The sequence below is a fragment of the Streptomyces sp. NBC_00775 genome, from assembly GCF_036347135.1.
GTDB classification, from domain to species: Bacteria; Actinomycetota; Actinomycetes; order Streptomycetales; family Streptomycetaceae; genus Streptomyces; species Streptomyces lutosisoli.
In genome coordinates, this window is record NZ_CP108938.1 from 1692385 (window position 1) to 1716797 (window position 24413).

Annotated in this window: 18 protein-coding genes; 9 read left to right on the forward strand and 9 right to left on the reverse strand. The window is 70.5% G+C overall.

What is annotated here, in order from left to right:
• Positions 1-113: 113 nt before the first annotated feature.
• From OIC96_RS07695 to OIC96_RS07730, 8 genes are all read right to left on the reverse strand, one after another.
• Positions 114-1043: a S66 peptidase family protein gene (locus tag OIC96_RS07695; protein ID WP_406502176.1), complete on the reverse strand. Its 930-nt coding sequence runs from the start codon at positions 1041-1043 to the stop codon at positions 114-116.
• 40 nt (positions 1044-1083) lie between these two features.
• Positions 1084-3057 carry a S9 family peptidase gene (locus OIC96_RS07700; protein ID WP_330308606.1) on the reverse strand — a complete coding sequence of 658 codons (1974 nt, stop codon included), beginning with the start codon at positions 3055-3057 and terminating at the stop codon, positions 1084-1086.
• 9 nt (positions 3058-3066) lie between these two features.
• The gene (locus OIC96_RS07705) at positions 3067-4422 is read right to left on the reverse strand and encodes a M20/M25/M40 family metallo-hydrolase (RefSeq protein WP_330308605.1); all 1356 of its coding nucleotides are present in this window, start codon (positions 4420-4422) and stop codon (positions 3067-3069) included.
• Complete coding sequence (locus OIC96_RS07710) at positions 4415-5248, reverse strand: M55 family metallopeptidase (RefSeq protein WP_330308604.1); 834 nt, start codon at positions 5246-5248, stop codon at positions 4415-4417. The genes OIC96_RS07705 and OIC96_RS07710 overlap by 8 nt, the downstream gene beginning before the upstream one ends.
• 75 nt (positions 5249-5323) lie before the next feature.
• A complete protein-coding gene (locus tag OIC96_RS07715; RefSeq protein WP_330308603.1) occupies positions 5324-6049 on the reverse strand; it encodes a class I SAM-dependent methyltransferase in 726 nt (241 codons plus the stop codon).
• Between the two features lie 173 nt (positions 6050-6222).
• Positions 6223-8685, reverse strand: a complete 2463-nt coding sequence (locus OIC96_RS07720; protein WP_330308602.1) for a SpoIIE family protein phosphatase — start codon at positions 8683-8685, stop codon at positions 6223-6225.
• Between the two features lie 209 nt (positions 8686-8894).
• Positions 8895-11285, reverse strand: coding sequence for an MFS transporter (locus OIC96_RS07725; RefSeq protein ID WP_330308601.1), 2391 nt, complete (start codon positions 11283-11285; stop codon positions 8895-8897).
• A gap of 181 nt (positions 11286-11466) precedes the next feature.
• Entirely contained in the window at positions 11467-11910 is a 444-nt protein-coding gene (locus OIC96_RS07730) for an SRPBCC family protein (RefSeq protein WP_330308600.1), read from the reverse strand.
• A gap of 163 nt (positions 11911-12073) precedes the next feature.
• On the opposite strand from OIC96_RS07730, the gene OIC96_RS07735 reads away from it, so the two are divergent.
• From OIC96_RS07735 to OIC96_RS07750, 4 genes are all read left to right on the forward strand, one after another.
• Positions 12074-13111 carry an Rv2578c family radical SAM protein gene (locus OIC96_RS07735; RefSeq protein WP_330308599.1) on the forward strand — a complete coding sequence of 346 codons (1038 nt, stop codon included), beginning with the start codon at positions 12074-12076 and terminating at the stop codon, positions 13109-13111.
• A gap of 222 nt (positions 13112-13333) precedes the next feature.
• Positions 13334-14917, forward strand: a complete 1584-nt coding sequence (locus tag OIC96_RS07740) for an alpha/beta hydrolase (protein WP_330308598.1) — start codon at positions 13334-13336, stop codon at positions 14915-14917.
• Positions 14918-14977: 60 nt separating this feature from the next.
• Positions 14978-15376: a RidA family protein gene (locus OIC96_RS07745; protein ID WP_330308597.1), complete on the forward strand. Its 399-nt coding sequence runs from the start codon at positions 14978-14980 to the stop codon at positions 15374-15376.
• A gap of 20 nt (positions 15377-15396) precedes the next feature.
• Positions 15397-15909 (forward strand): GNAT family N-acetyltransferase, encoded by a 513-nt coding sequence (locus tag OIC96_RS07750; RefSeq protein ID WP_330310354.1) that lies wholly within the window; start codon positions 15397-15399, stop codon positions 15907-15909.
• Positions 15910-15929: 20 nt separating this feature from the next.
• On the opposite strand, the gene OIC96_RS07755 is transcribed toward OIC96_RS07750, so the two are convergent.
• Positions 15930-16502 carry an adenylosuccinate lyase gene (locus OIC96_RS07755; RefSeq protein ID WP_330308596.1) on the reverse strand — a complete coding sequence of 191 codons (573 nt, stop codon included), beginning with the start codon at positions 16500-16502 and terminating at the stop codon, positions 15930-15932.
• Positions 16503-16873: 371 nt separating this feature from the next.
• On the opposite strand from OIC96_RS07755, the gene OIC96_RS07760 reads away from it, so the two are divergent.
• From OIC96_RS07760 to OIC96_RS07780, 5 genes are all read left to right on the forward strand, one after another.
• Positions 16874-18679 (forward strand): 3-hydroxyacyl-CoA dehydrogenase family protein, encoded by a 1806-nt coding sequence (locus tag OIC96_RS07760; protein WP_330308595.1) that lies wholly within the window; start codon positions 16874-16876, stop codon positions 18677-18679.
• Positions 18680-18815: 136 nt separating this feature from the next.
• A complete protein-coding gene (locus tag OIC96_RS07765; RefSeq protein ID WP_330308594.1) occupies positions 18816-19628 on the forward strand; it encodes a TetR family transcriptional regulator in 813 nt (270 codons plus the stop codon).
• A gap of 436 nt (positions 19629-20064) precedes the next feature.
• Positions 20065-21402: a crotonyl-CoA carboxylase/reductase gene (gene ccrA / locus OIC96_RS07770; RefSeq protein WP_327433255.1), complete on the forward strand. Its 1338-nt coding sequence runs from the start codon at positions 20065-20067 to the stop codon at positions 21400-21402.
• Between the two features lie 10 nt (positions 21403-21412).
• Entirely contained in the window at positions 21413-23440 is a 2028-nt protein-coding gene (locus tag OIC96_RS07775; RefSeq protein ID WP_330308593.1) for a protein meaA, read from the forward strand.
• Positions 23437-24408: an HpcH/HpaI aldolase/citrate lyase family protein gene (locus OIC96_RS07780; RefSeq protein ID WP_330308592.1), complete on the forward strand. Its 972-nt coding sequence runs from the start codon at positions 23437-23439 to the stop codon at positions 24406-24408. Before OIC96_RS07775 ends, OIC96_RS07780 begins: the two co-directional genes overlap by 4 nt.
• The last annotated feature ends 5 nt before the right edge of the window (positions 24409-24413 follow it).

Sequence of the window (24413 nt, forward strand, 5' to 3'; positions counted from 1 at the left end):
GTGCCAAGTGTTTCTTGACGGAGATTCAGTGAACGTGCCGGGCCCGTGACCGCCGTGACCGCCGTGACCGCCGTGACCGTCGTGCGCGGCAGTCGCGGGCCCTGCCGCCCTCGTCAGGCGAGCGCGGGCTCGTCCAGCGTCAGCGTCCCCGCGTCCGCGTCCAGTTCGGCCTCGACGCCGAACGGAATCGTCAGCGCACCCTCCCCGTGCCCGAACCCGAACTCCTCGACGATCGGCACCCCGAGCCCACCGAGCCGGTCGGCCAGCAGCGCCCGCACCTCCTCGTAGGGCGCGCACTCCGCCCAGGAGCCCAGCAGGATCCCGGCGACCCCGTCGAACCAGCCGGCACGCAGCAGTTGGGTGAGATAGCGGTCCAGTCGGTACGTCTCCTCGCCCACGTCCTCCAGGCAGAGCAGCCCACCCCGGGCGGAGGGCCGGACGTGCGGGGTGCCCAGGTCGGCGGCGAGCAGAGACAGGCACCCGCCGAGCAGGACACCACGGGCGCGCCCGGACACGAGAGCGGCCCCTCGGCCGGAGGACGTGATGGTGCGTACCGTCTCCGGCTCGAAAAGCGTCGCCCGCAGATGCTCCTGCGCCCGCGTGTTCTTGATGAAGTCGATGCCGGCCGCCATCGGGCCGTGCAGGGTCGCGAGGCCCACCCGGGTCGCGAACGCCTCGTGCAGCGCGGTGATGTCGCTGAACCCGAGGAACACCTTGGGGCGCGCGGCCCGTATCGCGTCCCAGTCGAGGAGGTCGACCATGCGCTGCACACCGTATCCGCCGCGGGCGCACAGCACCGCGTCCACGTCCGGGTCGCACCAGGCGGCCTGGAAGTCGGCGGCCCGGTCGGTGTCCGTGCCCGCCAGGTAGTCGAACTCGCCATGCCGGTCCAGGACATGGGGCCCTACCACCGGTTCGAGATCCCACCCGCGCAGAATGTCGAGGCCCGCTTCCAGCCGCGCCTCCGGCACCGGCCCACTGGGGGCGACGACGGCGACACGGGCTCCGGGGACAAGACGCCCGGGTCGGGTCAGAGGGGTCACTGACGTCACTCGGTGTGCTCCAATTCCTGGTCGGTCGGCCTCACTTGGCCAGCTCCAACGTGGGGATGCCGGGCGGGTTCAGCCCGAAGACCTGTGCGTACAGCGAGAGTTCGGACTCCAGGACCCGCACCATCGTCTCGGCCTGTCTGAAGCCGTGCCCCTCGCCCTCGAAGGCGATGTAGGCATGCGGCACGCGTCGCCCCTCCCCCTCCAGCCTGGCCAGGAACCGCTCGCACTGCGCGGGCGGACAGATGACGTCGTCGAGCCCCTGGAGCAGCAGGAAGGGTGCGGTGACCCGGTCGGCGCGCTCGGTGGGCGACCGCTCCGCGTACCGCCCTGGCACTTCCGCGAGCGGGCCGACCAGCGTCTCCAGATACCGCGACTCGAAGTCATGGGTCTCCCCCGAACCCCATCCGACGAGGTCGAGGATCGGGTAGAGGATCGTGCCGCAGGCGTACACATCGGTGCTCGTCAGGGACACGGCCGTGGTCCAGCCGCCCGCGCTGCCCCCGCGGATGGCGAGTCGCCGCCGGTCGGCGGTGCCCTCTTCGGCGAGCGCGTGCGCGACGGCCGCGCAGTCCTCGACGTCGACGACGCCCCACTGCTCGCGCAGCCGGTTGCGGTACTCCCGCCCGTGTCCCGTCGACCCCCCGTAGTTGACCTCCGCGACTCCGATCCCGCGCGAGGTGAAGTAGGCGATCTCCAGGTCGAGGACGAGGGGCGCCCGGCCGGTGGGGCCGCCGTGCGCCCAGACGACGTACGGCGGCAGCTCGTCGCCGGGGGCGACATGGCCGGGGTGGTGCGGTGGATAGATGTGCGCGTGGATCTCACGCCCCGCGGGCCCGTTGAAGGTGCGGATCAGCGGCTCCGGGTAGTGCGCCGGGTCCACCGGGTCGTCGTGCGCGGCGCCGATCACCCGGGCCCGCCCGGTGCTGGCGTCCAGCTCGACGACCTCGTAGGCGCTGCGGGGGCTGGCGCCGACGCCCACGACTCTGTTGCCGTGCGCGGCGAGCGTCGGGGCGAACTCGGTCCAGGGGCCCGCCGCGTCGACGACCTCGCCGGTCTCCGGGTCCAGTATCCCGAGCGCGGTGGCGCCGCGTCCGTGCACGACGGCGATCAGTCCGCTCGCCAGCGGCGCGAACCAGCGGTACCCGATCCGCCACAGCGACCCGCCGAACTCCTCCTCGCGCGGGCAGACGGCCGCCCCCTCGCCGTCCTGGCCGAGCCGGTACAGATTCCACCAGCCGGTGCGGTCACTGACATACAGCAGGGTGCCGTCGGGGGCCCAGTCGGCCTGGACCACGGACTCCTCCGGGCCGCCGGCGACGGACCGCGCGGCGTGCAGCGTGCCGTCCCCGGCCACATCCGCCAGGACCACCTCCGTCCCGTCCCACGGCATCCGTGGGTGGTCCCAGGCGAGCCAGGCGGCCTGCCTCCCGTCGGGCGAGATCCGAGGGCCCGTGACGAACCGGTGCCGCCCGTCGGTCAGTTCCCGTACGGCGTCCCGGTCCTGCGCCGCCGATCCGTCCAACGGCACCGCGGCGACAACGCGCCGTACGTCGCTCGGCCCGTCCCCGGTGAACTCCTCAAGGACGCACCACACTTCCCCCCGCTCCACCATCAACTGCGGGTCGACCCAGCGCAGTCCGTCGCCCACGGGTGACACGGGAGTCAACGGACGTGGTTCGCCGCCGGCTTCGTACCGATACAGCCGCTGATCGGCGAAGTTCACGAAGACCACCAGGGGGCCCTCGGGGCGCATGACCCCGGCCCATGGGTGACCGCCGTACTCGATGACGCGGCTGCGTACGTTCCAGGGGGCCGGCAGTACCGGCTCCTCCGTGCCGTCGGCCTTCCGCCGTACGAGTGTGCGCCGCCCGCCTTCCGTGGGCCGGGGCTCGGTCCACCAGGCCTCGTCGCCGACGAAGCCCACGAACTCGGGGTGCCCGTCGTGCGCGGCGGCGAGCGTCGCGTCGATCGGCGAGGGCCACGAACCGTACGCAAGGGTCTGCATCTCGTCCCCCTAGGCCGTGCGCAGAAAGCGGTCGAGGACACGGACGCCGAAGTGGAGCGCGTCGACCGGCACGCGCTCGTCGACGCCGTGGAAGAGGGCCTGGTAGTCGAAGCCCTCCGGGAGCTTCAGGGGCGCGAACCCGTATCCGGTGATGCCGAGGCGCGAGAACTGCTTGGCGTCCGTGCCGCCCGACATGCAGTACGGCACCACATGCCCCTCGGGCGCGAACTCCTCGACTGCCGCGCGCATCTTCGCGTACGTCATGGAGTCCACCGGCGCCTGGAGGGCCACCTCACGGTGGTGGAACTCCCACTCCACGTCCGGTCCGGTGAGCCGGTCGAGGGTCGTACGGAACTCGTCCTCGCAGCCGTACAGATAGCGGCCGTCCACATACGCGACGGCCTCCCCCGGAATCACGTTGATCTTGTAACCGGCGCTCAGCATGGTCGGGTTGGCGCTGTTGCGGACGGTCGCCTCGACGAGCGCGGCGGCCGGCCCGAGCTTGTCCAGGAGGGTGTCCATGCCTTCGGGGTCCGCGAGGTCGCCGTCGATGCCGTAGAGGGCGGCGAGTTCGGTCAGTGCGGCGCGCACGGTCGGGGTGAGCCGCAGCGGCCACTCGTACGCCCCGATCCGGGCGATCGCGGCGGCGAGTCGCGTCACCGCGTTGCTCCGGTTCACCTTGGAGCCGTGTCCGGCACGCCCGCGTGCGGTGAGCTTGAGCCAGCCGGTGCCACGCTCGCCCGCGGCGATCGGATACAACTGCCTGCCGCCACCGTCGTGGAAGGTGAAGGCCCCCGACTCGCTGACGCCCTCGGTGCAGCCCTCGAAGAGACCGGGGTGCTCGTCGGCGAGGAACCCCGAGCCGTCCTCGGCGCTCGCCTCCTCGTCGGCGGTGAACGCGATGACGATGTCGCGGCGAGGCCGTACCCCACTGCGCGCCCAGGCACGGACGACGGCCAGGATCATCGCGTCCATGTTCTTCATGTCGACCGCGCCGCGCCCCCAGACGACCCCGTCGCGGATCTCTCCGGAGAACGGGTGCACGCTCCAGTCCTCCGCCTGCGCGGGCACGACGTCCAGATGGCCGTGGACGAGCAGCGCGTCGGCGGACGGGTCGGTGCCCTCGATGCGGGCGACGACGTTCGTACGCCCCTTCGTGCGCTCCAGGAGTGTGGGTTCCAGGCCCGCTTCGGCCAGCCGCGCGGCGGCGTACTCGGCGGCCGGGCGCTCCTGGCAGTCCCCGCCGCCGTGGTTGGTCGTGTCGATCCGGATGAGATCGGAGGTGAACCGGACGACTTCGTCGAGAGCGAGTGAGTCGTCGCCGAGAGCCGGCGGGTCATCGTCGAGAGCGTGTGCGTCAGCCATACTGCTCCTCCACCGCGGCCGAGACGATCGTGGTGACCGCCTTGAAGGTACGAATCCCCTCGTACATGGTGTCGCTGGTGTACGCCGCCTTGCGCTCCCCGACGCGCTCGACACCGGGTACGACGGTGGCGGCCATCGACAGGTGCTCGGCGTCGAACTCCATCGAGATCGTGAACGGGCCGCCGTCGACCGGCTCGTGACGCACCGCCAGTGACGCAGCCTCCTTGGCGGCGGCCCGGATGTCGGCGGCCGTCCTGGAGGGCGTTCGGCACACGGCCGCGTAGCGGGACACATGGTCCTTGACGGCGACCTTCAGCGCCTCGGGGGCGTACCCCAGCGCGTCCTCGCAGGCCACGTCGTCGCCGGTGACCAGGACGACCGGCACCCCGTACTCGGCGACGACGTGCGCGTTGAGCAGCCCCTCGCTGGCCCGTATGTCGTTGACCCATACGCCGGTGAGGGAGTTCGCGAGGTAGGTGTGCGCGAGGACGCCCTCCATGCCGGCGCCCGCGTGATAGCCGACGAAGGCGATGCCGTCCACGTCGTCGTGCTGCACGCCCTCCACCATGGACAGCGATTTGTGCCGCCCGGTGAGCATCTCCGCTCTCTCGTCCAGCCGCTCAAGGAGCAGGTTCCGCATGGTCCAGTGGGCTTCGTTGATCAGCACCTCGTCGGCGCCGCCGTCGAAGAAGCCGAGCACGGCGGCGTTCACGTCCGAGGTGAACATCGAGCGGCACCGCTCCCACTGCGGAGTCCCCGGCAGCACGTCGGCCGGCCAGGTCACACCCGTGGCGCCTTCCATGTCGGCGCTGATGAGGATCTTCATGCTCGAAACCGTACGCGCTTCGGCCCGGGCCCGGCAGAGCCTGTGGATAAGTCTCACCGGCCCAGACCACTGACGTCACCCGGTACGCCCCGCCACCAGCCACTTCGACGGCAGTTCGATACGCGAGCCGTCGGCCCTGTACTCGGTCGTGACCAGAGGGGTTTCGCCGCTCGCGAGGACCGTGAGGCCCGCGGCGCGGAGGTACTCGGGGACGGCGGCGTCCGCGACCTCGCCGGGGGCGATGCCGTGCCGGAAGACCGGGGCGAGCTTGGGCGGCGGGCCGTCGGCGCTCTGTGCAAGGCCCCTCAGCACCAGGCCCGCGGCCTCGGCGAGTTCGACGACGAAGACTCGGCCGCGCTCCCCCACCAGCGTCGCCAGGCCGTCCACCAACGGCTGCCGGTCGTCCGGCTCGGCCTGGTGGAGCACACCCCGCATATAGAGGTTGGCGTCGCCGAGCTCCGCGTGCAGCGTCTCCACCTCGGTCTTCTCGGCCGCGTCGAGCAGCCGGTACACGGCCTGCCCCGCCGGGTCGGCGTGGCGGGCGTGGTCCAGCGCCGCGGCCGACAGGTCGGCGCCGACGACGTGCGGGAAGCGGTCGGCCAGGAAGCGGGTCTGAGTGCCGTTGCCACAGCCCAGGTCCACGACCGGCAGGCCGGGAGCCGCCAAGTACGGTTCGAAGAGGGCGAGATGAACGCCGACGGTCAGCGCGGGCTCGGCGTCCCAGAAGACCGCCCCCTGTTCGTCGGAGGCCTCGCTCCAGAAGCCCTCCCAGGCTTGCCTGTACCGGCTCGTCACACTCATGCCCGCTCCCCAGGTTGCGACCTCGGCCCGCCAGGACCTGGCAGGCCAGATCGGTCTATCGCGCCCGGCGCGAAGCGACAAGCGGGCGGCGCATTCCTTCACGGCTCATTCGATACCCGTACGCCTTCGCACGCCGCGTGCGCCCCGCCCCTCCCGGGCGTCGCGGGAACACGTCAGCGGCGCGGGAGCGTCAGTTCGAACCACACGGTCTTGCCCGCGCTGGTCCGGCTTGTCCCCCACTCGCGCGCCAGCGTACTGACGACGCGCAGGCCGCGCCCGAACTCGTCGCCGGGGCCCGCGCTGAGCAGCGTCGGCAGCGTGTGGTCGTCGTCGTCCACCTCGCACAGCAGGGTGTCGCCCCGGACGAGCCGCAGCTCTATCTGGCGGCTGTGCGCGTGCCGTACGGCATTGGTGACCAGCTCACTGACCATCTGCTCGGCGCTGTCGGCGAGGCCGGCCAGGCCCCACACATGAAGCTGTTCGCGGACCACCGCGCGTGCCCTGCCCACCTCGATCGGGTCCAGCGACAGCCGCCACTCGGCGACGTCTTCGGAGGCGATGCCGTTGAGCCGGGCCATCAGCAGGGCGACGTCGTCCTTGCGGCCGCCACGGGTGTTGAGCGCGCTGATGATGGTGTCGCAGGCGTCGTCCATAGACGCGGCCGGGTGGGCCGCGGACTCGCAGAGCGTCGCGAGGCCGACGCCGATGTCCTCGCCGCGCACCTCGACCAGTCCGTCGGTGCACATCACGAGCCGGTCGCCGGGCGCCACACGCACGCGTTCCGCCTCGAAGGGCACTCCGCCGACTCCGATGGGCGCGCCCGTCGGCAGTTCGAGCAGCTCGCTGCGTCCGTCCTCGGCGCGGACCAGAACGGGTGGGATGTGGCCCGCGTTGGCGATCTGCAGCTCCCCGGCGATGGGGTCGTAGACGGCGTACAGACAGGTCGCGAGGTAGTTGTCGCCCAGCCGCTGGGCCAGGTCGTCCAGGTTGCGCAGCAGCTGGGCGGGCGGCAGGTCGAGCGCGGCCATGGTCTGGACGGCGGTGCGCAACTGGCCCATCATCGCGGCCGAGTTGAGGCCGTGGCCCATCACGTCGCCGACGACCAGGGCGGTGCGCGAGCCGGGCAGCTTCACCGAGTCGAACCAGTCACCGCCGACCCGCCCGAGGAGCGTGCCGGGCAGATAGCGGGTCGCGATGTCACAGCCGGCCATGCGGGGCGCGATGTGCGGCAGCATGCTGTCCTGGAGGGTCTCGGCGACGCTCTCCTGGTAGGTGTACATGCGCGCGTTGTCGAGCACGAGGCCCGCGCGGGCGGCCAGTTCGGCGCCGGTGACCCGGTCCATGTCGTTGAACTCGACGCGCTCGGGGTGGCGCAGCAGGATCATGAACCCGAGGACCACGTTGCGGGCCTTCAGGGGCACGACCAGCATGGAGCGGTTGGTGATGAGCGGCCTGATGTCGCGCTTCTCGAACTGCGCGGCGATCATGTGCCCCATCTGTTCACTGATGCGCGGCACGAGGACGGGCTCACCGGTGGTCATGCACTGGAAGAACGGTGTGTGCGCCGGAAAGGGCATGGCCTCGCCGACCGGCACGACGTCGTCCCAGCGGCCGGGCTCGTCCGTGTGCTCCAGGGCGACCCGGTGCCACATGGTGGTGGTGTCGGGCACCCCTTCGGGGAAACCCTCACCGGCGACGACCTGTTCGCGCAGGTATGTGCCCGCCACATCCGTGAAGCGCGGCACGACGGCGCGGCTGACCTCGAGAATGGTCTGGGTCAGGTCGAGGGAGGTGCCGATGCGGCCGCTGACCTCGTTGAGGAATTCCAGGCGCTCGCGCACGGCGACGTATTCGAGGTCCTCGCCGTCGTCCACGACGTCCTGCGGCACGGGCGCGCCGTAGGCCGCCGCGCGGGCGGCCCGCTCACGGCGCGCCTTGCGCTCGGTCCGCCGGGGCACACCCCAGTCGGGGGTGACGGGCACCCGGTCGTTCTGGCTGAACTCCAGGACGGGATAGCCCAGTTCCAGTACCTGCCCGACGATGCGGGCGCTCTCGCCCACGCTCATGCTGGGCAGGATCTCGGGGAGCCGGCGGGCCAGCCCCTCGGCACCGGGGAAGTCGGTGTGCAGCGCGAAGCCGGGCGCGATGCGCTCGACGGCCGCCCCGTCGGCGTCGTCGCCCTCGCGGCGCATCGCGGCCGCGTCGGCGGCGAGCACCAGCAGCCGCTCCCGTCCCGGGCCCACCAGGGGATAGGCCCACCACAGGACGTCGATCCGGTCGTGACCGGCCACCGTGAGGCGGGCGCGTCCGGCGGCCGGGTAGGAAAGCCGCCCGTCGAGGGAGGACTCCAGGTCGGGGCCGAGTCCGTCGTACGCCGCGTACGCCCCGTAGGGCGCTGTGTCGTCGTCCTCGGGGAGCGCGCCCGAGACGGGGAGCAGGTCGACGGCGGGGCGGCCCACCGCGTCCTCCTTGGGGGCGCCGAACAGGCGCCTGGCGCCGGTGCTCCAGTGCGAGACGAGACCGTCACGGTCCACGGTCACCACGGCCAGCGGGATGCGGCCGACGGCGGCGTACTCCGCCGCGCCGTTGCCAGCTTCACGGCTGGGAGCTGCGCCCGCTTCGGTGCCACGGTCCATGGCCCAGGCCCTTTCTTCCCACGGCTCCGCAAGATCTGTGCCGCCTCCACTACCGTACGGCGGTGGCCCGTTGCCATGTGTGGCAATACGGGAATTGACCTCTCCGGAGGCGGCTCCGGCGCACGGCGGGCCGCCTCACGCCCCATCCGCCCGCTCGGTCACGCCCCCATCCCCAGTGGTCTCCTCCCGTCCTCTCTCCCTGGTCTTCCCTAGTCTTCATGCCCCAGTTGCAAGTCCCGTTCCGTCCTGCCGCCCCCGGCAACCTGGAGCACGGTGGCCACCGGCGGATAGCCGGCCGCGATGACGGTGTACTCACCGGAGGACAGGTCGACGAACCGGAACGTTCCCTCAGCGCCCGTGGTGAGCGTGTCCACCACATTGCCCGCGGCGTCCAGGAGCGTCACGCGCGCGTCCTCGACGGGCCGTCCGCCGCCCGCCCGTACGGTGCCGCGCAGCACGGCGCCACCGGCGAGTTCGACGTCCTGGCGGGTCTCGCGGGCGGCCTGGACGGTGACGGGCAGCGCGGCCGGGCGGAACGCGGGCGCGCTGGCGGCGAGGGTGTACTCGCCCGCCACCAGCTCCGTGATGACATAGCCGCCTTCGCGCCCGCTGCGGGTGGTGGCCACCACCTCGCCGTGCACATTGGTGAGCGTGACGGTGGCCTCGCGCACCGGGGTGCCGTCCGCGGTGAGCACGCTTCCGGCGAGGCGTCCGGCGCCGCCGAGCACGACGTCCAGTTCCACGGGACGTTCGCCGACGGTCACCGAGACGGCCTGCGGCTGGTGGCCGCCCGCCGCGGCGATCAGGACGTACGACCCCGAGCCGGGCGTGGACAGCGCGTACCGCCCGTCCTCGCCGCTGGCGCCCCGGCCGATCTGCTGTCCCGCGACGTCGATGAGGGTGAGCGCGGCGCGTGGCACGACGGTGCCGTCGGGGTGCTGCACCGTGCCGCAGACGGGAATCCCGGCGGCGTACGCCGAACGGGCCTGCGGGATCTGGGCGTTCACCCGCGCGGACTCCGGGTCCGCGGTGGGAGCGTTGTGGGACACCAGCGGTTTCTCCTTGAGGAAGAAGGCGATGAGCAGGCCGAGGACGAGTACCGGCACCAGGTAGAGGAAGATCCGCGGCATGGCGTCCGCGTAGGCACCGATGTAGTCGTCACGCAGGGCGGCGGGCATCGCGTGGACGAGCTGGGGGGTGATGGACTTGGAGTCCGGAATTCCGGTGCCCCCGCGCGCGGGGAGGCGATCGGCGAGCGCGTCGGCGAGCCGGCCCGCGAAGAGCGTGCCGAAGACGGCGGCTCCGACGCTGCCTCCGATCTGCCGGAAGTAGTTGTTGGCGCTGGTCGCGGTACCGAGGTCGGCCGGGCGTACGGAGTTCTGCACGGCGAGGACCAGGACCGGCATCACCATGCCGATGCCCGCGCCCAGCACGGCCATCCAGATGCTGTAGTGCAGGCGTGGGGTGTCGGCTTCGAGGCGCGACAGCAGCCACATGCCGACGGCGGAGAGGGCACTGCCGAGGACCGGGTAGAGCTTGTAGCGGCCGGTGCGGCTGATGAGTTGCCCGGAGACGACCGAGGTGCCGACGATGCCGCCCATCATGGGGAGCATCAGGAGCCCGGACTCGGTGGCGCTGGCCCCGTCGACCATCTGAAGGAACGTGGGCAGGTAGCTGGCGGCTCCGAAGAGGGCCACGCCGATGACCAGGCCCACCAGCGCGGTGACGTTGAAGACCCCGTCCCTGAACAGCCGCAGCGGGATGAGGGGTTCGGCCGCGAAGCGCTCGGCGACGAAGAAGAGGACCGTCGCGGCGAGCGCGCCCGCCCCGAGCCCCAGGATGACCCGTGAGCCCCACGCGTACTCGGTGCCGCCCCAACTGGTCAGCAGCACCAAGCACGTTGAAGCGGCGGCGAGGAGCACTACCCCGAGCAGGTCGACGCGTCCCCTGGCGGTGGGCTTCGGCAGCCTCAGTACGACGGTGACGACGGCCAGCGTCACCAGGCCGAAGGGCACGTTGATGTAGAAACACCACCTCCAGGAGAGGTGGTCCGTGAAGTAGCCGCCCAGTAGAGGGCCGGCAACCGAGGCGAGGCCGAACGCGGCGCCGATCAGGCCCATGAAGCGGCCACGTTCACGCGGGGGCACGATGTCCGCGATGATCGCCTGCACGCCGATCATGAGGCCGCCCGCACCGACGCCCTGGATCGCGCGGAAGGCGATCAACTCGTCCATGGTGCGCGACCATCCGGCGAGCGCCGAGCCGACAACGAAGACGGCGATCGCGAACTGGAAGACGCCCTTGCGGCCGAAGAGGTCACCGAACTTGCCGTAGACGGGGAGTCCGACAGTGGAGGTGAGCAGATAGGCGGTGATCGCCCAGGACATCTTGTCCAGGCCGTGCAGCTCCCCGACGATCTTCGGGAGCGCGGTGGCCACGATCATCTGGTCCAGGGCGGCGAGCAGCAGGGCGAGCATGAGTCCGAAGAAGACCAACCGCACCTGGCGCGGTCCGAGTTGGACAGGCCCGGCCGGCGCCGCAGTGGATTTCCGCGGGGGCGCGGCAGCCGGTTGATCCTTCACCAGAGTGATCCCGCCCACGTACCGCTCCCCTCGTCGCGCCCACTGCACAATTCCCGCTTATCGCGACAACTGCGAGTAAGCGCGACGAGTTACGGCGTACCGTCGCGCGACAGGGAGATCCACTCGAAACGGTGAGGGCGCAACACGCCCTGGAGAGTTGCCTCTTGGACGGTGCGCCCTCGCGAAGTCGCCTCTTGGGCTACTTCTCCACCTCGGTGGCGAGCTTGTCGAGCAGCGCGTCGTAGATCCGGCCGAGGCCCTTGGGCGCGAAGGTCTTCTCGAAGAAGCCGCCGATGCCACCCGCGCCGTTCCAGACGGTGCTGATCACGACACGCGACTTGCCCTCGCCGGCCGGGGTGACCCGCCAGGTGGTGACCATCGAGGAGTTGCGGTCCTTCTCGACGAGCTCGCCGTCGGTCGGCTCGGTGACTTCGAGCAGGCAGTCACGGACGCGCTTGCTGGTGGCCTGGAGCTTCCAGTGGACGAGGGTGCCCTCGCCGTCGCCGCCCTCACGCACCTCGTACTCACTGAAGTGCTCGGGCAGCAGCTTCGCTCGCGTGCCGCTGTAGTCGGCCAGGGCGTCGAACACCGCCTCCGCGTCCGCCGCGATGACCCGCTCCGTCGTGGCCTCGACCTGCGCCATGGCACTTCCTCCAGCAATTGGTTCCTCGGGGGTGTGCGGCCAGCCAACCACCAGGCGGTCGAGCCACCCAAATCGGGGGTCCCCGGCGGGGCACGAAGAACGAGGTCGCACGATCAAGGGAACATGTGTTCTATTCTGTGGCCAGTGCTATCGAGGAGGCGTCATGCGCTGGGAGAACCTCACAGTGGGCCCCGCCGGGGACCCCGCTATGGACGCCGCGCTGTTCGGCGCGGACGCGGTGACCACCCGCACCTTCGACACTCCGGAGTTCCGCGGGATCACCTTCCACGAGATCCGGGCGCGGTCGATCGTGAACCGGGTGCCGGGGGCTTCCCGGATGCCCTTCGAGTGGACGGTCAACCCCTATCGGGGGTGCACGCACGCGTGCGTCTACTGCTTCGCACGCAAGACGCACAGCTATCTGGACCTCGACACGGGACTCGACTTCGACTCGCAGATCGTGGTGAAGGTCAACGCGCCGGACCTGTTGCGCCGCCAGCTCGCCTCGCGCCGCTGGCACGGCGAGCACATCGCGATGGGCACCAACGTCGACTGCTACCAGCGGGCGGAGGGCCGCTACCGGCTGATGCCCGGGATCATCGCGGCCCTGCGCGACCGCGCGAACCCGTTCTCGATCCTGACGAAGGGCACGCTGATCCTGCGCGACCTCGACCTCCTGAAGCAGGCCTCCGACGTCACCGATGTCGGCATCTCCGTCTCCGTGGGCTTCACCGACCCCGAGCTGTGGCGCACCGTCGAGCCGGGCACACCGGCCCCGGAGCGCCGCCTGGACGTCGTGCGCACCCTGACCGACCACGGCATCGGCTGCGGCGTCCTGATGGCCCCCGTGATCCCCTTCCTGGGCGACCATCCGGCCCAGCTGCGCGCCACCGTGCGCGCCATCGCCGCCTCCGGCGCCACCTCGGTGACGCCACTGGTGCTGCACCTTCGGCCCGGCGCCCGCGAGTGGTTCATGGCCTGGCTGGAGCACCACCACCCGTACCTCGTACGCCGTTACGAGCGGCTGTACGCCGAGGGCGCCTATGCCCCGAAGTGGTACCAGCGCCGGATCACCCGTCAGGTCCACGAACTGGCCCAGGAGTACGGCATCGGCCCCACGCGCGCGGGGATGCCCCGCAGGATCACTGCCCCCGCCGAGCCGCCCGCGCCCCAGGAGCCGACCCAGCTCACGCTGCTCTGACGACTCCTTCGAAACCGCTCGGCCGACGTCCGCGAACACGTCAGACGACGTCCATGAACGCTTCCGACGGCATCCGAAACACTTCTGACGGCATCCGAGCGCATCCCGCGACGCAATCGGGTCAAGTCTTGCCAGAACGGGTTCTTCCGGACCCCCTCTCCGGGACGATGCGGCGAAGGCCGTGGCGTGCACGGCTCAGAATCCTCCGTCCTGGGAGGCCTTGTGAAGAAACGCGCAGCTGCTCTGTGCGGAGCTGCCGCCGTGGTGGCCGGGATGATCACGTCGATCCCCGCCGACGCGAGCGCCGGCTCCGCGACCGCACCGCGCACCACCCAGACCGCGAAGCCCACCTGGAAGAAGTGCGGCACCAGCGCCTATCCGACGCTTCAGTGCGCCTCGCTGAAGGTGCCGCTGGACCACTCGCACCCCGGCGGCCCGCAGATCACACTGGCTCTCTCGCGCGTTCCGCACACCGCGAAGACGTACCAGGGGCCGCTGCTCGTGAACCCCGGCGGTCCCGGCGGGAGCGGGCTCAAGCTGGCCGGCTTCGTGGCGTCCACGCTGCCGAAGAAGGTGGCCGCGCAGTACGACGTCATCGGCTTCGACCCCCGTGGCGTGGGCGCGAGCAAGCCCGCCCTGGACTGCGAGCCCGGGCACTTCAACGCAGTACGCCCCGACACCGTGCCCAGCACCCCGGCCATGGAGAAGGCCAACCTCGACCGCGCCAAGGCCTTCGCCGAGGCGTGCGGCAAGAAGTACGCGAGCCTGCTGCCCTACATCGACACGGTGAGCGCGGTCCAGGACATGGACTCGATCCGCAGCTCGCTCGGCGCCGAGAAGATCAACTACTTCGGGTACTCGTACGGCACCTACCTCGGCGCCGTGTACGCGAGGCTCTACCCGAACCGCGTACGCCGCCTGGTCCTGGACTCCATCGTCGACCCGGGCGGCGTCTGGTACAACGACAACATCGGTCAGGACTACGCCTTCAACGACCGCCACCTGGCCTTCCTGGCCTGGGTCGCCAAGCACAACGCGACGTACAAGCTCGGCACCGACCCGGCCAAGGTCGAGGCCAAGTGGTACGCGATGCGCTCGGCGCTCGCCAAGAAGCCCGCACAGAAGAAGGTGGGCGCCTCCGAACTGGAGGACACCTACATCCCCGGCGGCTACTACAACGGCTACTGGCCCTACCTCGCCGAGGCGTTCGCGGCCTATGTGAACGACAAGAACACGGACCCGCTCGTCGAGGCGTACGACAACTTCGGTGCCGTCGACGCCTCGGGCGACAACGGCTACAGCGTCTACACCGCGGTGCAGTGCCGTGACACCTCCTGGTCGCGCGACTGGAACCAGTGGCGCGCGGACAACTGGGCGGTGTACGACAAGGCGCCGCTGATGACCTGGAACAACGCCTGGTACAACGCGCCGTGCGCCTTCTGGCCGACGGACTCGCTCCAGCCGGTGGACATCTCCAACGACGCCCTGCCGCCGACACTGCTGTTCCAGGCCACGAACGACGCGGCCACCCCGTACGAAGGCGGTGTCACCGTCCACCAGCGGCTGCGCGGCTCCAGCCTGGTGGTCGAACAGGGCGGCGGGAACCACGGCATCACGCTGAGCGGGAACACCTGCCTGGACAAGTACCTGGCGACGTATCTGACCGACGGCAAGGTGCCGCACAGCGGTGGCGAGATCGACGCGGTGTGCAAGACACTGCCCGACCCGGAGCCGCTGAGCACCAAGGCGGCATCCACCTCCTCGCGCGGCTCGGCGCTGCACGGACTGCTCGGCTTCCGGGGCTGAACCCTCCCTGAGCGGCTGCCCGTCGGGGGCGTTGTCAGACCCATGGTCCACCATGGACGCATGAGTGAGCTGACGCGCATTTCCGCCCCCGACGGGGTCGCCCCTGCGACCGCGTACACGCACGTCGTCATGGGCACGGGCCGCTTCGTCGCGGTCTCGGGCCAGCTCGCCCTGGACGAGGACGGCAAGCTCGTCGGCGAGGGCGACCCGGACGCGCAGGCCCGCCAGGTCTTCGAGAACCTGCGCCGGTGTCTAGCCGCCGCGGGGGCCACGTTCGACGACGTCGTCAAACTCACCTTCTTCGTCACGGACATGGCCCACATGCCGGCCGTCCGCGCCGCCCGGGACGCGCACATACCCGCCGACCGCCTCCCGGCCGCGTCGGCGGTCCAGGTCGCCGCGCTGGTCCGCCCGGAGTTCCTCATGGAGATCGAGGCGTACGCGGTGGTCGGCGAGTGAGCGGGCTCCGCGTCCGTGAGATGACCCTGGACGACTGCCGGCGCGTGGCCGAGATCCGCGTCCGCGGCTGGCAGAGCGCGTACAAGGGGCTGATACCGCAGCCGTACCTCGACGCGCTCAGCGTGGACGAGGACGAGACACGGCGACGCGCGCGCTTCGAGCAGGGCGACGGCGACGTGGTGAACCTGGTCGCAGAGCTGGAGTGCGAGGTGGTCGGCTGGGCCTGCCACGGGCCGTACCGGGACGGCGAAGTCCGCGCCGAGGAAGTCGAGTTGTACGCGATCTATGTGTGTCCCGACCGGGTCGGAGAGGGCGTGGGGCGCGCGCTGCTGCGCGAGTCGGCCGCCCGGTGTGCGGCGGCCGGGCACGGGCGGATGCTGCTGTGGGTGCTCAAGGAGAACACCCCGGCCCGCCGCTTCTACGAGCGGGCCGGTTTCGGTCCCGACGGCGCCGAAGAGCCCTTCGAGGTGGACGGGGTCGCGGTGCCCGAGGTGCGGTACGTGCGCGCGCTCACCGGCGTGGGCATCGACTGACCCGCGCCGTCGCCCTGCTTCTACTCCTTGGGCAGCCGCGCCAGCGCACGCACGGCCGCCTCCGCCAGTGCCGGATGCGCCAGCGCCTCGTTCAGGACCGGTCTCGCGCGTGCGTCCCCCAGGGCGCCCAGTCCCTCGACGCACGCGAGCGCGACCCTGCGGTACGGGTCGTACGGGCGCAGCCTGCGCTCCAAGGTGGTGATCAGCGCGGGCACGGCCTCGGGGGCGCGCAGCTCGACCAGGAGCCGTACCGGGTGGAGCGCGTAGGCGACGCGCAGCTCGTTGGTGGCGAGCGCGGCCGCCGCGCGGGCCGTACGGGGGTCGCCGAGCCGGGCCAGGGCGTAGGCGGCGGACGCGCAGCGCTGCGGGTCGCGGTGGTTGAGCAGCAGGACGAGCGCCTCGAAGGCCCGCCGGTCGCCGGCGACCCCGAGCCGGAAGGCGACCAACTCCCGCGCCCACAACGGCTGTCCGGGCTCCGTCAGCGCGGCCGCGAGCTCGTCGGGGTCCTCGGCCGCCACCAGCCGCTCGTAGACCGCCGAGCCCCCGGACTCGCTCCGTACACGCTCCGTGAGTGATCGCAACGCTTCGTCCATGGCGGCGAGCCTAGAGAAACCTGTGAGGCGCCGGGACGTACATCACAAACTCAGGGGCTGGCGCGCTCGTTACTGGCGGGTTAAGCTCAGACGAGCGAGTTACCCACTCGCCTCTTACTTGCGGTGGCCTGGTGACGCAGTCGCCGCGAGAGCAGTCGGTTCGGTACTTCAGGTACCTGCGTACGACACGGCTCCGGGACAGGGCCGGTCGGCATCACCGTTCCACGCGGCGTCCGTTCTGCGGCGCCCTCGGACGGCACCGGGCGTGTGCGCTCGTCAGCCCGGCAACACCCGCATCCTCCGCACTGTGTGCGCCCATTGGCGTACCCGGGTGCGCTCCTCAGTCGTCACCCTCTCTCTGGAGTCCCGCGATGGCCACTCCCCTTTCCGACACCCCTCTGTCCCCGCTCAAGACCGTCGCCGTCGTCGGCCTCGGCACGATGGGCACCGGCATCGCCGAGGTCCTCGCCCGGGCCGGCCGCGAAGTGATCGGCATCGACATCAGCGAGGCCGCGGCCGCCCAGGCCGTCACGGCGCTCGAAGCCTCCACCGCCCGGGGTGTGCAGCGCGGGCGGTGCACCGAGCAGGAGCGCGCCGACGTCCTCGCCCGCTTCCGCACGTTCACCGATCTGCAGGCCGCGGCCGACGCCGACCTGGTCATCGAGGTGACCCCGGAGTCGTACGACATCAAGCAGCAGGTCTTCCGGGCGCTCGACACCATCGTGCGCCCCGAGACGATCCTCGCGACCGGCACCAACGCCCTGTCCGTGACGCGCCTCGCCGCCGACTCGGCCCACCCCGAGCGCGTGCTCGGCCTGCACTTCTTCAACCCGGCCCCGGCCATGAAGCTGGTCGAGGTCGTCTCGTCGGTGCTGACCGCGCCGAGGGCCGTCGCCGCCGTCACGGACCTGGCGCTGGAGCTCGGCAAGGAGCCCGTCGCGGTCGGCGACCGCCCCGGATTCGTCGCCGACGGGCTGTTGTTCGGCTACCTCAACCAGGCCGCCGCGATGTACGAGGCGAAGTACGCCTCCCGTGAGGACATCGACGCCGCCATGAAGCTCGGCTGCGGACTGCCGATGGGCCCGCTGGCGCTGCTCGACCTGATCGGCGTCGACACCGCGCGTACGGTCCTGGAGGCCATGTACGCCGAGTCTCACGACCGGCTGCACGCTCCCGCGCCCATCCTCAAGCAGCTCAGCGAGGCGGGCCTGACCGGCCGGAAGTCGGGGCGCGGCTTCTACTCGTACGAGGCTCCCGGCAGCGCCGCCGTCGTGCGGGACGCGCTGACGCCGCTGGAGGGCGCCGCACTCGTCGAGGGCCGCACGATCCGCTCGGTCGGCGTCGCGGGCTCCGGCACGATGGCGTCCGGTATCGCCGAGGTCTTCGCGAAGGCGGGTTACGAGGTCGTCCTCGCCGCCCGCAGCGAGGAGAAGGCGCAGGCCGCCAAGGCCCGTATCGGCAAGTCGCTTTCGCGCTCCGTCGACAAGGGCCGGATGACGGCCGAGGCGGCGGCGCAGACGCTGGAGCGGATCACCCCGGCGGGCTCGTACGACGCCTTCGCCGACGTCGATCTGGCGCTGGAGGCGGTCGCCGAGGACCTGGAGATCAAGCAGCAGCTGTTCGCCACGTTCGACAAGGTCTGCAAGCCCGGCGCGATCCTGGCCACCACCACCTCCTCGCTGCCCGTCGTCGCCTGCGCCCGCGCCACCTCGCGCCCGCAGGACGTGATCGGCATGCACTTCTTCAACCCGGCGCCGGCGATGAAGCTCGTCGAGGTCGTGCGGACCGTGCTGACCGAGGACGACGTGCACGCCACCGTGCGCGAGGTCTGCGCGAAGATCCGCAAGCACCCGGTGGACTGCGGCGACCGGGCCGGCTTCATCGTGAACGCGCTGCTGTTCCCGTACCTGAACAACGCGATCAAGATGGTGCAGGAGCACTACGCGTCGCTGGACGACATCGACGCGGCGATGAAGCTGGGCGGCGGGTACCCGATGGGCCCGTTCGAGCTCCTGGACGTGGTCGGGCTCGACGTCTCGCTGGCCATCGAGAAGGTTCTGCACCGCGAGTTCCGCGACCCGGGCCTGGCCCCGGCGCCGCTCCTGGAGCACCTGGTGGCCGCGGGCTGCCTCGGCCGCAAGACGGGCCGCGGCTTCCGCGAATATGCCCGGCGCTGAGCGTCCGGGCGACCGGCTGCGAGACAGCGCCGACTGGGGCGGACTGCTCGGCTCGACCGGAAACCCCCCGCCCGTGGAGGGCGGGGGGATCCCCGGACATGCGCGCTCTCCTGCACACATGCAGTACGTTCGGGTCATGTCCCAGCCCGCCAAGTCCTCACGTACACCAGCTACGCCCGACGCGCCGGAAAGTGCCGCGGGTAGTCGCGCGGCCGCGCAACGGCTCAAGATGCGCCGGGAGCTGGCGGCCGCGGCCATGGAGCTGTTCGCGACCAAGGGGTACGAGGCGACCACCGTCGACGAGATCGCGGCCCAGGCCGGGGTTGCCCGTCGTACCTTCTTCCGCCACTTCCGCTCCAAGGAAGAGGCGATCTTCCCCGACCACGACGACACCCTGATCCGGGCCGAGGCGGTGCTCAACGCGGCGCCGCCGCACGAGCACCCGCTCGACACGGTGTGCCGTGGCATCAAGGAAGTCATGAGGATGTACGCGGCCCGGCCCGAGATCTCCGTCTCGCGCTACAAACTGACGCGCGAGGTGCCAACCCTGCGGGAGGCCGAGATCGCCTCGGTGGCCCGCTACGAGCGGCTCTTCACCCGCTACCTCCTGGGCCACTTCGACGAGCACGCGCACGACGACGACGCCAACGACGATCCGCTGCTCGCGGAGGTCGCCGCGTCGGCCGTGGTCACGGCGCACAACCACGTGCTGCGCCGCTGGCTGCGGGCCGGGGGGCAGGGCGATGTCGAGACCCAGCTGGACCACGCCTTCGCGATCGTGCAGAAGACGTTCGGGACCGGGATCGGTGCGGGACGGGAGACCCCGCCCCGGTCGGCGTCGGCCTCCTCCTTCACGGAGGGGGACGTGCTGGTGACCGTGGCCCGGGTCGATGCCCCGCTGGATCAGGTGATGCGCACCATCGAGCAGGCGCTCAGGGAACGGTCGTAGCGACTTCTCTCACAGAACCGCGGCTCCGCCGCTTTTCCTCAATCGCCGGACGGGCTCATTTTGAGCACGTCCGGCCTTTTTGCGCCCCGCATTCGATCGATCATCGCGCACTCTGATCGATCATCGCTCACGTGTTACGTAAAGATTTCACCTGAGCGCAACTTCTGGCACTCCGTGCCTTGCGAGGTGACACGCCGTGCCATACGTTGAAGGAGTCCGGGCGGCCGGCGTGCAGAGACCTTTCGTACGCCGGCTGTCCCCGCAAACCACTGGTCTGCGCGCCCGGACGCCTGCGTCACAGGCAACCTCCTGCGCCAACCAAGCGCTGCCACAGCACCACCTCCGCCGAACCGACGGCACACCCCTCACACCCAGCAGCAGCACCGACGTAACCCTCAGCGTCTTCCCTCGGACGCTCATCGCCGGAGGCAACACCGTGAAGGAAATCCTGGACGCGATTCAGTCGCAGACGGCCACGTCTGCCGACTTCGCCGCTCTTCCGCTCCCCGAGTCGTACCGCGCGATCACCGTGCACAAGGACGAGACGGAGATGTTCGCCGGGCTCGCCACCCGAGACAAGGACCCCCGCAAGTCGATCCACCTGGACGACGTGCCGGTGCCGGAGCTCGGCCCGGGCGAGGCCCTGGTGGCCGTGATGGCCTCCTCCGTCAACTACAACTCGGTCTGGACCTCGATCTTCGAGCCGATGGCGACGTTCGGCTTCCTGGAGCGCTACGGCAGGCTCAGCGAGCTCACCAAGCGCCACGACCTGCCGTACCACATCATCGGCTCCGACCTCGCGGGCGTCGTCCTGCGCACCGGCCCGGGCGTCAACGCCTGGAAGCCCGGTGACGAGGTCGTCGCGCACTGTCTGTCCGTCGAGCTGGAGTCCTCCGACGGCCACAACGACACCATGCTCGACCCCGAGCAGCGCATCTGGGGCTTCGAGACGAACTTCGGCGGTCTCGCCGAGATAGCCCTCGTCAAGTCCAACCAGCTGATGCCGAAGCCGGACCACCTGAGCTGGGAGGAAGCCGCCGCTCCGGGTCTGGTCAACTCCACCGCGTACCGGCAGCTGGTCTCCCGCAACGGCGCCGGCATGAAGCAGGGCGACAACGTCCTCATCTGGGGCGCGAGCGGTGGACTCGGCTCGTACGCCACGCAGTTCGCGCTGGCCGGTGGCGCCAACCCGATCTGTGTCGTCTCCAGCGAGCAGAAGGCGGACATCTGCCGGGCGATGGGCGCCGAGGCGATCATCGACCGCAACGCCGAGGGCTACAAGTTCTGGAAGGACGAGCACACCCAGGACCCGAAGGAGTGGAAGCGCTTCGGCAAGCGCATCCGTGAGCTGACCGGCGGCGAGGACGTGGACATCGTCTTCGAGCACCCGGGCCGCGAGACCTTCGGCGCCTCCGTGTACGTCACCCGCAAGGGCGGCACCATCGTCACCTGCGCCTCGACCTCGGGCTACAACCACGAGTACGACAACCGCTACCTGTGGATGTCCCTGAAGAAGATCGTGGGCTCGCACTTCGCCAACTACCGTGAGGCCTGGGAGGCCAACCGGCTGGTCGCCAAGGGCAAGATCCACCCGACGCTCTCCAAGGTGTACTCCCTGGAGGAGACCGGGCAGGCCGCGTACGACGTGCACCGCAACCTCCACCAGGGCAAGGTCGGCGTCCTCGCGCTGGCGCCCCGCGAGGGCCTGGGCGTGCGCGACGAGGAGAAGCGCGCCCAGCACATCGACGCCATCAACCGCTTCCGGAACGTCTGAGGTCCCGTAGATGACTGAGCGCCAGAAGGACCGGCCGTGGCTCATGCGCACGTACGCCGGTCACTCCACCGCAGAGGCGTCCAACGAGTTGTACCGGCGCAACCTCGCCAAGGGTCAGACCGGCCTGTCGGTCGCGTTCGACCTGCCGACGCAGACCGGCTACGACCCCGACCACATCCTCGCCCGCGGCGAGGTCGGCCGGGTCGGCGTGCCGGTGTCGCACCTCGGTGACATGCGCCGCCTGTTCCAGGACATCCCCCTGGAGCAGATGAACACCTCGATGACGATCAACGCCACCGCCATGTGGCTGCTGGCGCTCTATCAGGTCGTCGCCGAGGAGCAGGGTGCGGACATCACCAAGCTCCAGGGGACGACGCAGAACGACATCGTGAAGGAGTACCTGTCGCGGGGGACGCATGTCTTCCCGCCGGGTCCCTCGCTCCGTCTGACGACGGACATGATCACGTACACGGTGAACCACATCCCCAAGTGGAACCCGATCAACATCTGCAGCTACCACCTGCAGGAGGCGGGAGCCACCCCGGTCCAGGAGGTCGCGTACGCGATGTCCACCGCGATCGCCGTCCTGGACGCGGTGTTCGCGTCCGGGCAGATCGCCGAGGACCGCAAGGGTGAAGTCGTCGCCCGTATCTCCTTCTTCGTGAACGCGGGCGTCCGCTTCATCGAGGAGATGTGCAAGATGCGGGCGTTCGGGCGGATCTGGGACAAGATCACGCGCGAGCGGTACGGCATCGAGGACCCCAAGCAGCGACGCTTCCGGTACGGCGTCCAGGTCAACTCCCTCGGTCTGACCGAGGCGCAGCCGGAGAACAACATCCAGCGGATCGTCCTCGAGATGCTGGCCGTGACCCTCTCGAAGGACGCACGCGCGCGTGCCGTGCAACTTCCCGCCTGGAACGAGGCGCTGGGCCTGCCCCGGCCCTGGGACCAGCAGTGGTCGCTGCGCATGCAGCAGGTGCTCGCGTACGAGAGCGATCTGCTGGAGTACGCGGACATCTTCGAGGGCTCGCACGTCATCGAGGCCAAGGTCGCGTCCCTGGTGGAGGAGTCGCTGGCCGAGATCGACCGCATCCAGGAGATGGGCGGCGCGATGGCCGCCGTCGAGTCGGGCTACCTGAAGTCGCAGCTCGTCTCCTCGCACGCCGAGCGCCGCGCCCGTATCGAGTCCGGGCAGGAGAAGATCGTCGGCGTCAACATCTTCGAGTCGACCGAGCCGAACCCGCTCACGGCCGACCTGGACGCGGCGATCCAGACGGTCGACCCGGCGGTCGAGGCCCGTGTGATCTCGGCCCTCCAGCACTGGCGCGACACCCGCTACCAGCCGCCCTTCAACCACCCGCGCCCGTGCAAGGCGCTGGAGCGGCTGAAGGAGGCCGCCAAGGGCACCGACAACCTCATGGAGGCCACCCTGGAGTGCGCCCGCGCCGGCGTCACGACCGGCGAGTGGTCCGGGGCGCTGCGCGAGGTGTTCGGCGAGTTCCGCGCCCCCACCGGCGTCTCGTCCGCGCCCGTCGCCGTCACCGCCGAGGAGGGCACCGCGCTCGCGCTGGTCCGCGGCAAGGTGGCGCGGACCGCGAAGGACCTCGGCGTCGGCAAGCTCCGCTTCCTGGTGGGCAAGCCGGGCCTGGACGGGCACTCCAACGGCGCCGAGCAGATCGCTGTGCGGGCCCGCGACGCCGGGTTCGAGGTGGTCTACCAGGGCATCCGGCTGACGCCCGAGGAGATCGTGGCCGCGGCCGTCGCCGAGGACGTGCACGGTGTCGGCCTGTCCATCCTGTCCGGCTCGCACGCCCAGTTGGTGCCGGACGTGCTGGACAGGCTGCGCGAGGCCGGCGCCGCCGACATTCCGGTGATCGCGGGCGGGATCATCCCGAACGCCGACGCCGAACAGCTGCGGGCCGCGGGAGTGGCCGCGGTCTTCACCCCGAAGGACTTCGACATCACCGGAATCATCGGCCGTATCGTCGACGAGATCCGGAAAGCGAACAAGCTCGACCCCCTGGAGGTCCCCGCATGACCACGCCCGCCCCCGTGAACCGGCTTCGCCCGCGACGCTCCTGTCTCGCGGTGCCGGGAAGCAACCCCCGCTTCCTGGAGAAGGCCCAGGGCCTCCCCGCGGACCAGGTCTTCCTCGACCTGGAGGACGCGTGCGCCCCGCTCGCCAAGCCCGAGGCGCGGCACACGATCGTCAAGTTCCTCAACGAGGGCGACTGGACCGGCAAGACGCGGGTCGTGCGCGTCAACGACTGGACGACCGAGTGGACGTACCGCGATGTCGTGACCGTGGTCGAGGGCGCGGGCCAGAACCTCGACTGCATCATGCTGCCGAAGGTCCAGGACGCCCAGCAGGTCGTGGCCCTCGACCTGCTGCTGACCCAGATCGAGAAGACGATGGGCTTCGAGGTCGGCAAGATCGGCATCGAGGCGCAGATCGAGAACGCGCAGGGCCTGAACAACGTCAACGAGATCGCCACGGCTTCCCAGCGTGTCGAGACGATCATCTTCGGCCCGGCCGACTTCATGGCGTCGATCAACATGAAGTCGCTGGTCGTGGGCGAGCAGCCGCCCGGTTACCCGGCGGACGCCTACCACTACATCCTGATGAAGATCCTGATGGCCGCCCGCGCCAACAACCTCCAGGCGATCGACGGCCCCTACCTCCAGATCCGCAACCAGGAGGGCTACCGCGCGGTCGCGCAGCGCGCCGCCGCCCTCGGTTTCGACGGCAAGTGGGTGCTGCACCCGGACCAGGTCGCCGCGGCCAACGAGATCTTCTCGCCCTCCCAGGAGGACTTCGACCACGCCGAGCTGATCCTGGACGCGTACGACTACTGCACGTCCGAGGCGGGCGGCAAGAAGGGCTCCGCGATGCTCGGCGACGAGATGATCGACGAGGCCAGCCGCAAGATGGCGCTCGTCATCTCGGGCAAGGGCCGGGCCGCCGGCATGCAGCGCACCAGCAAGTTCGAAGCCCCGGAGGCCTGAGCACC

Coding starts and splice junctions, on each gene's coding strand:
- OIC96_RS07735 (WP_330308599.1), top strand. CDS start 12,074: ATGCGCTGGGAGAACCTCACAGTGGGCCCCGCCGGGGACCCCGCTATG.
- OIC96_RS07705 (WP_330308605.1), bottom strand. CDS start 4,422: ATGGCTGACGCACACGCTCTCGACGATGACCCGCCGGCTCTCGGCGAC.
- OIC96_RS07700 (WP_330308606.1), bottom strand. CDS start 3,057: ATGCAGACCCTTGCGTACGGTTCGTGGCCCTCGCCGATCGACGCGACG.
- OIC96_RS07710 (WP_330308604.1), bottom strand. CDS start 5,248: ATGAAGATCCTCATCAGCGCCGACATGGAAGGCGCCACGGGTGTGACC.
- OIC96_RS07755 (WP_330308596.1), bottom strand. CDS start 16,502: ATGGACGAAGCGTTGCGATCACTCACGGAGCGTGTACGGAGCGAGTCC.
- OIC96_RS07775 (WP_330308593.1), top strand. CDS start 21,413: ATGACTGAGCGCCAGAAGGACCGGCCGTGGCTCATGCGCACGTACGCC.
- OIC96_RS07750 (WP_330310354.1), top strand. CDS start 15,397: ATGACCCTGGACGACTGCCGGCGCGTGGCCGAGATCCGCGTCCGCGGC.
- OIC96_RS07720 (WP_330308602.1), bottom strand. CDS start 8,685: ATGGACCGTGGCACCGAAGCGGGCGCAGCTCCCAGCCGTGAAGCTGGC.
- OIC96_RS07715 (WP_330308603.1), bottom strand. CDS start 6,049: ATGAGTGTGACGAGCCGGTACAGGCAAGCCTGGGAGGGCTTCTGGAGC.
- OIC96_RS07745 (WP_330308597.1), top strand. CDS start 14,978: ATGAGTGAGCTGACGCGCATTTCCGCCCCCGACGGGGTCGCCCCTGCG.
- OIC96_RS07780 (WP_330308592.1), top strand. CDS start 23,437: ATGACCACGCCCGCCCCCGTGAACCGGCTTCGCCCGCGACGCTCCTGT.
- OIC96_RS07730 (WP_330308600.1), bottom strand. CDS start 11,910: ATGGCGCAGGTCGAGGCCACGACGGAGCGGGTCATCGCGGCGGACGCG.
- OIC96_RS07765 (WP_330308594.1), top strand. CDS start 18,816: ATGTCCCAGCCCGCCAAGTCCTCACGTACACCAGCTACGCCCGACGCG.
- OIC96_RS07760 (WP_330308595.1), top strand. CDS start 16,874: ATGGCCACTCCCCTTTCCGACACCCCTCTGTCCCCGCTCAAGACCGTC.